Here is a 12617-nt window from a genome sequence, read left to right on the forward strand (position 1 = left end):
AAGTGCAAAAGAAAGGAGCAATGAGCATGTCACCACACAGAGAATTAACATCTGAAGCTGCGCAAAAGCAGCAAGGTGAATTAGAGCAGCTACGAGCTATTTTTAATGACGTATTAGATGCCATTGTCGTATTTGATGAGTATTTTCAAGTTATAAATGCCAATGAATCAGCCTGCGGGCTGTTTGAAAAAACAAAGGATGAGCTATTAACGTATCAAATGAAAGATTTTCTGATGTATTTTCCGTATGACATGATTGAAGCGTACTATCCAGCGCTTTTAGAAGAAAGCTATTTCAAATATGAAGGCGCGATGACGCTTCAAAGCGGCATGATGAAACATGTTGAATTTACTTCACACAAACATAGTCACATGTCGGGCATTATTGTGTGTACATTTCGAGATATTACGCAGCACAAGATGATGGAAAATGAAAGGTTTATTAGTCATCATATGTTTATGGATGTATTTAATGAAGCGGTAGATGGAATTGTTATTTTTGATCGAACTGGTCAGCTTATCGACGCGAACCCTTCATTTTGCGAGCGATTAAATTATACAAGAGCACAGCTTTTAACCAAAACGTTAGAGGAGCTTGTAGAACCTACTTATCATTATAAAGTGAAAAAATTATGGAGAACTCTGCATCAAGAAGGAAAGACAAGCGGCGAGCTGCCGATTAAGCTCGAAAATGGAGACGTTACTTTTTTTGAATTTACCACAACGGCTAATATATACAGTCAATACTATATGTCCATTATGAGAGACGTGACGGAAAAACGGCTGATGGAGCAGCAGCTGTTGAGAAGCGAAAAAAATTTCAGGGCTATTTTTGAAAATGCGATTGAAGCCATTTTGATTTGGAAAGACGATGGGGAAATCTTAAACGCTAATCTTGCTTCGTCCCGTACTTTCGAGCTGCCGTTGAACAAATTGATTGGAAGTAATTTGTATACGTTTATCGATAAGCAAAGCTTTAGTGCATTAAAAATGCTGCAAACATTTCAAAAAGAAGGAGAAATTCGCAATCAGCTTCCTTTTTACATGCCAAATGGAGAAATCAAACAGTTGGAATTCACAGGGAAAAAAGGCATTATAGAAGGAGACCATTTAACCATTTTTCGAAACATTAGTGAACGTACAAAAATCGAACAAGAGCTTCGGAATAACGAAGAGAAATTCAGACAGATTTTTAATGGTTCGATCGATGGGTTAGTTTTATGGGACGGCAAGCGAAATATTATTGATGTGAATTCTTCTCTTTGTGATATTCTCGAACTCAGCAAAGAGGAGATTTGTGCGCATTCCATGGAGGATTTTATTTCTTCAGCGAATTTAGATGCGGTCATTGAGCATAAAGAAACAATTGAGCAAAAAGGGGAAGCTGAAGGAGAGATTACGTACGTTACGGGGAACGAAAAAGTTAAAAACATCGAATTCTCTACGAAAAAAGATATCTTGCCAGGTCTATATATGACGCTTTTAAGAGACGTAACGGAACGAAATCAAATGCAGGAGCAGATTCGGAAATCGGATACGCTTCAAGTAGTCGGACAGTTAGCAGCTGGGATTGCGCATGAAATCCGCAACCCGATGACGGCTTTAAAAGGGTTTGTTCAGCTGCTAGAAAGCAGCATTCAAGAAGATCACTCTCTTTATTTTGATATTATTAAATCCGAATTAAAAAGAATCGAAACTATTATTACAGAGTTTCTAGTACTCGCTAAGCCACAGGCCGTAAAGTTCGAAAAGAAAAATCTAGCTGCGGTTGTTAAAGAAACGATTGATTTATTAAATGCTCAAGCGCTTTTAGAAAATATTCAGTTTGAACTAAGTGTGTCCCCTAAGCTGCCAATGGTATACTGCGAGCCGAACCAAATTAAACAAGTACTAATAAATGTAGTTAAAAACGCAATTGAAGTCACGTCAAACGGGGGAAGAATTTTTGTTGAAGTCTATTCTACAGAGCCGCACTACGTGACGGTCTCCATTCGAGATCAAGGAGACGGAATGCCCGAAGAGCGCATCAAGCGCTTAGGAGAACCATTTTATACGACAAAAGAAAAAGGAACGGGGCTCGGTTTGATGGTCTCATATAAAATTATCGAAGAACATAAAGGGCGAATTGAAGTGGAAAGCAAAATAGGAGAAGGAACAGCTTTTCGTGTTATTCTTCCAGCCTAATTAGAAAGGATAAGCGAGTATGTACTATGGAGAAATGAACTTATTTTCTGATTTGAAAATTTATATTGTAGCCTCGGAAAAAGGGGTTCAACATATTTGGTTTGATAGCGATGATCACAACGAGCAGCTTAAAAAACTTGTCCATGACGAGAATTATCACCTTGTGAAAGAAGCGAAGCGGCAGCTTCAGGATTATGCTGAAGGGCGCACGCTAACATTTGATGTGCCTTTGGATATAAAAGGAACAGACTTTCAAAAAGAAGTGTGGTTAACGCTTAAAGGTATACCTTATGGACAAACGTGGTCTTATAGTGATGTAGCGGAGTCTGTTAATCGCTCTAAAGCCGTAAGGGCTGTGGGACAAGCGAATCGTCGAAATCCACTGCCTATTATTTTACCTTGTCACCGTGTTATTGGTAAAAATGGAGCTTTAACAGGTTATGCAGGTTCCCAAACTCATATAAAAGAAAAACTATTAATGCTTGAAAGAAATGTAGCAAAAGGCGCTCTGGAGTTAAAATAACTATTCACCGTCTAATTTCCAGCCTTCTCCCTGCACAAAAACACCGTCAATTTGCTGAGGAGAAGGGAGGGAATTTAGTTCTTCATCTTTGGATAAATCGAATAGCTGATATTGCTGCTTGCGATTCAACGCTTTGTTTTTATCCGTTTTTTGCTCTGCACTCATTTTTACTCCTCCTTATTCAAAAAGAATCCCCTATAATATATGTAGAAAAATCAGAGAGTACTGTTACAATTGTGTTACAAATGCAGCCAAAAAGCGCTGTTTAATAAAAAAGGTTGAGACATAACAAAATCAATGTCATCTAAAGATGAACAACTCGTATAGATGAACTGAACCGCTTGTGACACCGCAGTTGATTTCCGTGCAAGACTTCGCTTTCCGCGGGCGGCCGCTGAGCCTCCTCGTCGCTTGCGCTCCTGCGGGGTCTCACCCCTTCCGTTTTTCCCGCAGGAGTCTTCACCTTGCCCTCCAATCAACTGCTAGAGGGAACGAAACAGATAAAACGATATTTACCATCACAAAAAAACGAACCACTAATCAACATGTTGATTAGTGGTTCGTTTTGCAGTGGGGCTAAAATACTTTTGTCCCAGCCTCTTCTTATTGAGCAGATTGCAGCAAAACTTTTTGAATGGATTCAAAAGACGGGGAGTGGATAACTCCATGCTCTGTAATAATGGCCGTAATCAGTTCGCTTGGCGTCACATCAAAAGCTGGATTGTACACAGAGATTCCGTCTGGAGCAATTTGCGTATCTCCAATGTGCGTTACTTCTTTAGGTGAACGTTCTTCAATAGGGATTCTGCTTCCGTCTTGAATAGATAAATCAAATGTGGACTGCGGCGCTGCTACGTAAAATGGAATACCGAATGCTTTCGCTAAAAGAGCAAGTCCATACGTTCCAATTTTGTTAGCCGTATCGCCATTTGCTGCAATGCGGTCAGCACCTACAATGATCCCATTAATTCCTTTTGTTTTAATGGTATGAGCAGCCATATTATCCGTAATCAGCGTAACGTCTACTCCCGACTGCTGAAGTTCCCATGCTGTTAAGCGAGAACCTTGAAGAACGGGTCTTGTTTCACAAGCAAATACTTCAAGCGGAATATCGCGCTGCTTAGACAAGTGAAAAGGTGCTAATGCTGTTCCATAGTAAGCTGTAGCAATTGAACCAGCATTACATATTGTCATGATTTTATCTTTCTTTTTAAATAAAGAAAGGGCATGATCTCCAATTCGGTAGCACGTTTCTTCATCTTCTACTTGAATTTGAATCGCTTCATGAACAACTTTTGTTTTAGCTTCATTAACGGACGAAGCGGATTCAGCGCTTTTCGCTACGCGGTCCAAGGCCCAAAATAAATTGACGGCAGTCGGGCGTGAACTAGCTAAATACTGTTGATCTAGAGCTAGCTTTTTGTTAAATTCCTTGACTGAATCCGTGTCATAGCTAAGCGCAGAAAGAGCAAGACCAAAAGCCGCCGTAATGCCAATTGCAGGGGCTCCGCGTACTTTCAAGGTAGTGATAGCATCCCATACGTCTTTAATGGTTTGCAGCTTAATATATTCAACTTTGCCAGGAAGCTGCTGCTGATCTAATAAAGTAATATATGATTCATTCCATTCCACTGAGCGCGGAAGTGATAGTGTATTTGTCATGCTGATACCGATCCTTTCATTGTGTACATTATTCGTTATCGAAGTAAATGTTCAAATTCATTTGGTGAAACGTCTTGTTGGTGCAGAAGTAAATAGCGTCCAATTTTTAACGCAGTACGTTTAGCGTTAATTTTTCTTTCCTCTGAAGAAATTTCGTCTAAGTCCGCCACGTGAGCTAAGCCAATCGTACGTCGAATGATTTCACACCCTGCATATCCAACAGCATCTTGCCACGTTTGCGTTAAAATTTCATGTAACAAGCGCTCATCTTTAGCGAAAGGTTCAGTGTTTTCAGAATGCCAAAGCGCAGTAAAGGTATCTTTAAATACGTTCCATGTGTTCGTAATGTGTGCAAATAACGGTTCGCGATCTGTTTTTCGAGAAAGAGCATTTAAAAATAAATTCGCAACAAATTGGCCTAAATCGAATCCAAACGGACCGTAAAAAGCAAACTCTGGATCAATCACTTTCGTTTCTTGACTGCTAGCAAATATGCTTCCTGTATGTAAATCACCGTGAATTAGCGTTTGGGCATTTGTTAAAAATTTATATTTTAATTTTGCTGCTTGTAACTTTACATCTCCATCGTTCCACAATTCTTCTACATCAGGACGCAGCGCTTCTTCAAATTCATTTGTATCGATATCAAAAAAAGGATCTGTAAAAACTAAATCTTCCGTAATATTGCATAAGTCCGGATTGCTGTACTTGACGACTTCTTCTTTTTTATCCTGAGGCTTTAAGGCAAAATCCGACGTTTTGAACGCAATATGTCCTAGAAAAGAACCGATATGCTGTGAAAGCAGGGGATAACTTTCTCCTTGAATAAGTCCGGCGCGGGAAATCGTTAAATGAGACAGATCTTCCATGACCGTAACAGCAAGCGTTTCATCGTGGTAATACACAGCTGGTACGAGTTCAGGGGTAAATGCACCGAATTGCTTGAGCGCATTGCTTTCAATCGTGGCACGGTTCAAGGATAGAGGCCAGCTCTCGCCTACAACTTTTGCATAAGGAAGTGCTTGTTTGACGATAATGGATTTATTCGTTTGATCATTTATGATGTGAAAGACGAGATTTAAGTTGCCATCACCGATTTCACGGGCAGTCAGTGCTTCTGTGGCATCAAAGAGACCTAGCTTTTTCACAAGTTTGATTGCTGAAATTTCTGTTAAAGGCTGATACTTCTCTGTTTTTGTTGTTGACATTAGAATCCCTCCATAGTTTATTAAACTGATTTGTTTACTAAGTTAATAGGTTTAAGAATGTATGGAGGCTTTTATAATTTTAGAAAATATAAAAGCCTCTTTCGTTGGAAAGAGGCTTGATTGTAGTGTTCAAACCTCTTATCTGCCAGAAAGAATTACTTTCTGTTGGAATTAGCACCGTGCCTTTGTAAAAACATTTTTTACGGGTGTGATCCATCTTAGGATGGAATGACGGTCGGTTGCTGGGCTTCACAGGGCCAAATCCCTCAGCCAACTCTTGATAAGAGTACGATTACTTATTCAATTTTAATTTGTTTGAAAATTTTATGTTATCTGGTGAAAATCGTATCATGCAAAAAAACGGCTGTCAATACATAATTAATAAAATTCTGTGCGGCGATCTGTAAAGACAGGAATTTGTTTACGAATTTCTTTTACAAGTTCCAGGTTAACGTCGGCACTTAAAAGTTCTTCGCTATCGCCAGCTTCAGCGATTATTTCTCCCCACGGATCGATGACTAAGGAATGTCCGGCAAATGTGTTATTAGGATCTTGGCCTACACGATTACACGCGATTACATAGCATTGATTTTCGATTGCGCGGCTAATGAGCAGTGCTTTCCAATGGGCAAGTCTTGGAGCCGGCCACTGAGCAACAACAAATAAGACTTCTGCTCCGCTGCTAGTATGCACGCGAATCCATTCTGGAAAACGAATATCGTAACAAATAACTCCTGCGCATAAAGACTGTTCAAGTGTAAAAAGATTTTTTGCTGTTCCTGCTTCTAGATAGAGGTGCTCATCCATTAATTTAAATAAGTGCAGCTTACTGTATTGTGATACTTCACGACCTTTTCGGTCAAAAATATACATCGTATTTGTGACGCCTTGCTCTGTTTTTTTCGCGATCGAACCTGCCACAATATTTACTTCGTTCGTTTTAGCAAATTGAGAGATTAATTGCTTGGCCTGCTGTCCTTCATCATCGGCAATTTCGTCTAGCCGCGTCAAATCATAAGCTGTATCCCATAGCTCAGGAAGCACAAGGATGTCAGGGTTTTCTTTTAGAGCTTCCGTCATTTTTTGTTGAATATATTTTCGGTTTTTAGTTGGGTTTCCAAACGCAATATCAAGCTGCAAACACGTGATTTTTACACTCACTTTATCATCCGTCCTTTTTTTAGTAGTTGAAAAAAATGACTTTACAAGTTGAGTATTACAATATATTATTTGTGACTAGAATTTCAAGAATTTTTTGAGAAGGTGTGCGATGATGAAACAATTTGAGCAATCGGAACTATTAAAAAGTTTACCAAAACAATTTTTTGCATCACTTGTAGGCAAGGTAGGAAAAGTAATGGCCCAAGGGCACGACGTTATTAACTTAGGGCAGGGAAATCCTGATCAGCCTACTCCTTCACATATTGTAGAAACACTCCAAAAAGCAAGTGCTAATCCTATGCATCATAAATATTCTCCATTTCGGGGGCACCAGTTTTTAAAAGAGGCCGTTGCGACTTTTTATAAACGAGAATATGGCGTTGATGTGGATCCTGAAAAAGAAGTAGCTATTTTGTTTGGCGGGAAGGGTGGACTTGTAGAAATTCCGCAGTGCTTATTAAACCCTGGAGATACGGTGCTGGTTCCGGATCCTGGATATCCTGATTACTGGTCTGGAGTAGAGCTTGCAAAAGCAAAGATGGAAGTGATGCCGCTCACGGCTGAAAATCATTTTCTGCCCGTATACGAAGAGATAGGTGAACGTGCTAAAGAACAGGCAAAGCTCATGTTTTTAAACTATCCGAATAATCCTACCGGTGCAGTGGCAACGGCAGAATTTTTTGAAGACACCGTGGCGTTTGCTGCCAAGCACGATATTTGTGTGGTACACGACTTTGCCTACGGAGCCATTGGATTTGATGGTAAAAAGCCAATCAGCTTTTTACAGACTCCTGGTGCAAAAGAGACGGGAATTGAAATTTATACTCTTTCTAAAACGTATAACATGGCGGGATGGCGAGTTGGATTTGCTGTAGGAAATGAAAGTGTAGTAGAAGCTATTAATCTTCTTCAAGATCATATGTATGTCAGCCTCTTTGGGGCGGTTCAAGAGGCAGCAGCGGCAGCTCTGTTAGAATCTCAACAATGTGTGAATGATTTAGTTAAGCGCTATGAATCTAGACGTAATACCTTTATTCAAGGGCTTCAAGAAATTGGTTGGGACGTTACATCTCCAGCGGGTTCTTTTTTTGCATGGCTAAAAGTTCCTAAAGGATATACTTCTGAACAATTTTCAGATTTACTTCTTGAAAAAGCCCACGTTGTAGTGGCACCTGGAGTAGGCTTCGGAACATATGGTGAAGGCTATGTGCGCGTAGGACTGCTGACGGATGAAGAACGCATGAGAGAAGCTGTATCTCGAATAAAAAAATTAAATTTATTTTAAAAACGCATTGACAATCCTTTTTGAGTTGGCTTAATATGTAAGAAGTTAACGAGATTAATAACCGATAAATCCTAGCGGTATTTTTTATTTAGTATATAATCTACGAATTCAATTTAAATAAATAGCAACTTTCTTATTAAGAGTAGGTGGAGGGACTAGCCCGATGAAGCCCGGCAACCGACTTAACGCATGTTAAGCACGGTGCTAATTCTTGCAGCAGAAGCTGAGAGATAAGAAGAGCAACGAAAGCCTCTTCTTAATCACAGAAGAGGTTTTTTTTATTAACGATATTAAACAGCAAGGGAGTTTTTAGCATAATGAGTGAAATCGTTGCAAGCTACTTACTACATGACAATAAAGGAAATTTTCATAAAAAAGCGGAAGGAATCGCTTTAGGACTAACCGTCGGCTCATGGACAGATCTGCCGCTTTTAGATCAACAGCAGCTTCAAAAGCATAAAGGGCGCGTCGTATCCGTAACTGAGCTTCAAGACTGCGAACGTGTTAACGGATATTTAGGCGGAGAGGTTAAGCAGGCTATTGTCAAAATTGCTTATCCAACTGCCAACTTTTCAAGAGATTTACCGGCTATTTTAGTTACGGTTTTCGGAAAACTATCACTTGATGGAAAAGTGAAATTATTAGACTTGGATTTTCCTGATGAATTATTAGCTGAATTCCCAGGACCGCGCTTTGGAATAGAAGGTATACGAGAGAAACTAGGCGTTTATGACCGTCCGCTTGTGATGAGTATTTTTAAAGGCGTGATTGGAAGAGACATGACGTACTTAACAACTCAGCTGCGTGAGCAAGCGCTTGGCGGAGTGGATTTGGTTAAAGACGACGAGATTTTGTTTGATAGTGAACGAACACCTTTTGAAACTCGCGTTACAGAAGGAAAAAAAGTACTGAATGACGTATACGAAAAAACGGGACACCGCACGCTGTATGCTGTTAATTTAACGGGACGAACGTTTGAATTAAAAGAAAAAGCGAGAAAAGCAGCTGAGCTAGGAGCCGATGCTCTTTTATTCAACGTATTTGCTTACGGGTTAGACGTACTGCAGGCACTTCGAGAAGATGATGAAATTAACTTGCCGATTATGGCACACCCAGCTGTTAGCGGAGCGCTTACGCCATCAGAGTTTTACGGTTTTTCAAATTCATTACTGCTTGGAAAACTATTGCGCTTAGCCGGAGCAGATTTCTCACTGTTTCCATCACCATACGGAAGCGTAGCGCTTTCTCTTGAAGATACGACAGGCATTGCCTACGAATTAACGCGTCCTGTGTACAAATATAAGCAGACTTTCCCGGTTCCTTCAGCAGGAATTCATCCTGGGATGGTACCGCAGCTTGTGAAGGACTTTGGAATCGACAGCATTATTAATGCAGGAGGCGGAGTTCACGGTCATCCAGACGGCGCTATCGGAGGAGGAAAAGCATTCCGTGCGGCGATAGATGGAGTACTCTCTCATCAAACACTAGCCGAAAAAGCGGAAGAATCAAAAGAGTTGCAAAAAGCTTTGCAACTATGGGGAACAGTAGAGGTGAAAGCATGACATCGTTAAAAATCTTTTGTGACTTTGATGGAACAATCACAAATAGCGATAACATTATTGCTATTATGAAACAATTTGCTCCTCCGGAGTGGGAAAGTATTAAAGACGACGTGCTAGCACAGCGCGTCTCCATTCAAGAAGGAGTAGGGCAAATGTTTGCCTTGCTTCCCGTGGAATTAAAGGAAGATATTATTTCTTATATTTTAGAGACGTCTGCTATTCGAGATGGATTTGATGATTTTATTGCCTATACAAAAGAGCATCATATTCCGCTTTATATTGTAAGCGGAGGAATTGACTTTTTTGTAAAACCGCTTTTGGGAAATCGAGTTGCAGAGGAAATGCTCTACTGCAACGGATCTGATTTTTCCGGTGAGCATATTTCCATTACGTGGCCTCATACATGTGATAAACAGTGTACAAATGACTGCGGCTGCTGTAAGCCAACGATTATTCGCCATCTTGCAGATGAAAGAGATCATACGGTTGTTATTGGCGATTCAATTACAGATTTGCAGGCTGCCAAATTAGCTGACACTGTCATTGCGCGTGACTTTTTAATTAAAAAATGCGAAGAGCTATCTCTACCGTATCGTCCTTTTTCTACTTTTTATGATGTGATTCACCATTTACAAGAATTAACAGAAGAGGTGAAAGCATGAGTATTATGGCTCAGCAAAGATTACACGAGCTTGCAGATATAAAAGATGAGTTGGCAGAGCGCGATTGGTTCTTCGGTACAAGCGGAAACTTAGCGATTAAAGTGGATCAAAATCCGACAACTTTCTTTGTATCAGCAAGTGGAAAAGATAAAAGAAAACGCACAAATGAAGACTTTTTGTTAGTTGATCAATACGGGAAGCCTGCAGAAGAAACGCATTTAAAGCCTTCTGCTGAAACGCTTTTACACGTTAAGATTTACGAGTCAACGAATGCTGGGTGCAGCCTTCATGTACATACAATCGACAACAACGTGATCTCTGAACTGTACGGAGATGAAGGGTTTATTTCATTCAAAGGCCAAGAAATTATTAAGGCACTGGGTATTTGGGAGGAAGATGCGGAAATTACTGTTCCGATTATTCCGAATTACGCGGATATTCCGACACTAGCAGAAGAATTTTCTCACCATATAAAAGGCGATCAAGGCGCGATTTTAATTCGTAACCACGGGATTACGGTATGGGGGAAAAATGCGTTTGAAACAAAAAAAGCGCTAGAAGCCTATGAATTTCTATTTAGCTACCATGTGAAATTACTATCACTTAAAGGCATTAAGCCAAAGGTGCATTTATAAAAGGAGGAAATAAAAATGGCGCAAATTCGCTTACATGTAAATAATAAAAGGATTGAAACTCAAGAGGAAGTATCAGTTTTTCTGGCAAACAATGAAGTTATTTATGAAAACTGGGATATTACAAAACTTCCAGAAAATCTTCGTGAAAAATATGATTTAACTGATGAAGAAAAAACAGAAATTTTAAACGCTTTTGGTGAGGATATTAAAGATATTTCTGAACGCCGCGGCTATAAAGCTCAAGATGTTATCTCGTTATCGGAATCTACACCAAACATTGATGAATTGTTAAAAAACTTTCAGCGCAAGCATATTCATACAGATGACGAAGTTCGCTTTATCGTAAGCGGTCATGGAATCTTTGTTATTCAAGGAAAAGACGGTGAATTTTTTGATGTTGAATTAGAGCCGGGCGATTTAATTTCAGTACCAGAAAACATTCTTCATTACTTTACACTAATGGAAGATCGTAAAGTAGTCGCTGTGCGAATTTTCGTGACAACTGAAGGATGGGTACCTATTTACGCATAACAACTACTTGTAAAGCATAGGTCATGATCACCCCGCTTTTACATCTAAAAGCGGGGTATTCTTTGGATTATTATAAAACTAACTATTTTTATATGAATAATAAGTTTAATAGGAGGAACACCATGAAAAAGAGTAAAAAAATGCTGTGGCCACTTACTTTGCTCGTGCTTCTAGTTTTTGCGCTGGCTGCCTGCACGAAAGAACAGCCAAGTCTAAACGAGAAAGCACAGGCAGCTCCAGCGCAGCAAGCGGCTTCTGCTAAGCCTGTACAGCAAGAAGGAAAAAAGATTACGAAAGATACAAAAATTGCTCTTATTTCTGAATTTACGTCAGGCACTCACGCTGCTCAGTACATAACAGGTGTGACAAAAGCGGCTAAAAAAGCAGGAGTACAGCTATCCGTTTCTGATTCTAATAATGATCAATCTAAAATGGCGGCGTATTTAGACACGGCTATTAACCAAAATGTTGACGGTATTATGATTGACCACGGCCGGGCTGAAACCCTTGAACCTGGCGTGAAGCGCGCGATTGCAAAAGGGATTCCCGTTATTGCAACAGACGTAGAATTAAAAGTAGAAGGCGTTACAACGATTGACCAAGATGATTATATGCTTGCGCTCCAGGGGCTAAAGCAAATGATGCAGGACATTAACGGAAAAGGAAATATTGTATATGCGTTTGTTGGAGGCTTTGCACCGATGGAAAAACGCGACAGCATTTATAAAATTATGATGAATCGCTATCCAGATGTAAAACAAATTGCCACGTTTGGAAGCGCAACAGACAACACCTCTCTAGACACTCAAAATAAAATGGCGGCTGTATTAAAGCAGTATCCAAATAAAGGAGACATTGCAGCCGTTTGGGCACCTTGGGACGAATTTGCAAAAGGAGTCACAAGAGCGATTAAAGAAGCAGGACGAGATGAGATTAAGGTATATGGAGTGGACTTATCTGATGAAGACCTGCAAATGATGCAGGCAAAAAACAGCCCGTGGAAAGCGTCAGCTGCTGTAAACCCAGCTTCAGTAGGAGAAAAGCAGGTTGATCTGCTTCTTAAAAAGATTTCCGGTCAAGAGATCCCTCGTTATTATTCCTTTGATCCGGTTTTAGTCAAACAAACTGACTTGCCTAATCAAACGATTAATATGGACCAGCTTAGTCAGTACGTAGAAGAATGGGGTAAAAAAGAGTAGAAGTGG

Annotated in this window: 13 protein-coding genes and 2 riboswitches; of the genes, 8 read left to right on the forward strand and 5 right to left on the reverse strand. The window is 40.0% G+C overall.

Features of this window, described 5'->3' with window-relative positions:
• Positions 1 to 26 precede the first annotated feature (26 nt).
• On the forward strand, positions 27 to 2183 hold the full coding sequence (locus AC1VNJ_RS15005; protein WP_482641014.1) for a PAS domain S-box protein: 2157 nt from the start codon (positions 27 to 29) through the stop codon (positions 2181 to 2183).
• 19 nt (positions 2184 to 2202) lie between these two features.
• Complete coding sequence (locus AC1VNJ_RS15010) at positions 2203 to 2706, forward strand: methylated-DNA--[protein]-cysteine S-methyltransferase (protein ID WP_028414173.1); 504 nt, start codon at positions 2203 to 2205, stop codon at positions 2704 to 2706.
• Here the strand turns inward: AC1VNJ_RS15010 and AC1VNJ_RS15015 are convergent, their stop codons facing one another.
• The 5 genes from AC1VNJ_RS15015 to AC1VNJ_RS15035 all read right to left on the reverse strand — a co-directional run bounded on the left by AC1VNJ_RS15015 (position 2707) and on the right by AC1VNJ_RS15035 (position 6737).
• On the reverse strand, positions 2707 to 2871 hold the full coding sequence (locus tag AC1VNJ_RS15015; protein WP_014461081.1) for a hypothetical protein: 165 nt from the start codon (positions 2869 to 2871) through the stop codon (positions 2707 to 2709).
• Between the two features lie 74 nt (positions 2872 to 2945).
• Positions 2946 to 3185 carry a hypothetical protein gene (locus AC1VNJ_RS15020; RefSeq protein ID WP_154991552.1) on the reverse strand — a complete coding sequence of 80 codons (240 nt, stop codon included), beginning with the start codon at positions 3183 to 3185 and terminating at the stop codon, positions 2946 to 2948.
• A gap of 124 nt (positions 3186 to 3309) precedes the next feature.
• Complete coding sequence (gene mtnA / locus AC1VNJ_RS15025; RefSeq protein WP_482641015.1) at positions 3310 to 4368, reverse strand: S-methyl-5-thioribose-1-phosphate isomerase; 1059 nt, start codon at positions 4366 to 4368, stop codon at positions 3310 to 3312.
• A 35-nt stretch (positions 4369 to 4403) separates the two neighbouring features.
• Entirely contained in the window at positions 4404 to 5576 is a 1173-nt protein-coding gene (gene mtnK, locus AC1VNJ_RS15030) for an S-methyl-5-thioribose kinase (RefSeq protein ID WP_028414171.1), read from the reverse strand.
• Between the two features lie 135 nt (positions 5577 to 5711).
• Positions 5712 to 5863, reverse strand: a riboswitch (SAM riboswitch).
• A 91-nt stretch (positions 5864 to 5954) separates the two neighbouring features.
• Positions 5955 to 6737, reverse strand: coding sequence for a carbon-nitrogen family hydrolase (locus tag AC1VNJ_RS15035; protein ID WP_028414170.1), 783 nt, complete (start codon positions 6735 to 6737; stop codon positions 5955 to 5957).
• A gap of 112 nt (positions 6738 to 6849) precedes the next feature.
• On the opposite strand from AC1VNJ_RS15035, the gene AC1VNJ_RS15040 reads away from it, so the two are divergent.
• From AC1VNJ_RS15040 to AC1VNJ_RS15065, 6 genes are all read left to right on the forward strand, one after another.
• Positions 6850 to 8022 (forward strand): pyridoxal phosphate-dependent aminotransferase, encoded by a 1173-nt coding sequence (locus tag AC1VNJ_RS15040; protein WP_028414169.1) that lies wholly within the window; start codon positions 6850 to 6852, stop codon positions 8020 to 8022.
• A 130-nt stretch (positions 8023 to 8152) separates the two neighbouring features.
• Positions 8153 to 8259, forward strand: a riboswitch (SAM riboswitch).
• A gap of 80 nt (positions 8260 to 8339) precedes the next feature.
• On the forward strand, positions 8340 to 9584 hold the full coding sequence (gene mtnW / locus AC1VNJ_RS15045) for a 2,3-diketo-5-methylthiopentyl-1-phosphate enolase (RefSeq protein WP_033578371.1): 1245 nt from the start codon (positions 8340 to 8342) through the stop codon (positions 9582 to 9584).
• Positions 9581 to 10246, forward strand: a complete 666-nt coding sequence (locus AC1VNJ_RS15050) for a 2-hydroxy-3-keto-5-methylthiopentenyl-1-phosphate phosphatase (RefSeq protein WP_048020344.1) — start codon at positions 9581 to 9583, stop codon at positions 10244 to 10246. Before mtnW ends, AC1VNJ_RS15050 begins: the two co-directional genes overlap by 4 nt.
• Positions 10243 to 10881: a methylthioribulose 1-phosphate dehydratase gene (locus tag AC1VNJ_RS15055; RefSeq protein ID WP_028414166.1), complete on the forward strand. Its 639-nt coding sequence runs from the start codon at positions 10243 to 10245 to the stop codon at positions 10879 to 10881. Before AC1VNJ_RS15050 ends, AC1VNJ_RS15055 begins: the two co-directional genes overlap by 4 nt.
• 15 nt (positions 10882 to 10896) lie before the next feature.
• Positions 10897 to 11412, forward strand: coding sequence for a cupin domain-containing protein (locus AC1VNJ_RS15060; protein ID WP_098112865.1), 516 nt, complete (start codon positions 10897 to 10899; stop codon positions 11410 to 11412).
• 122 nt (positions 11413 to 11534) lie between these two features.
• A complete protein-coding gene (locus tag AC1VNJ_RS15065; RefSeq protein WP_028414165.1) occupies positions 11535 to 12611 on the forward strand; it encodes a sugar ABC transporter substrate-binding protein in 1077 nt (358 codons plus the stop codon).
• Positions 12612 to 12617 lie beyond the last annotated feature (6 nt).

The sequence above is a fragment of the Priestia sp. 3CA3 genome (genome assembly GCF_056836725.1).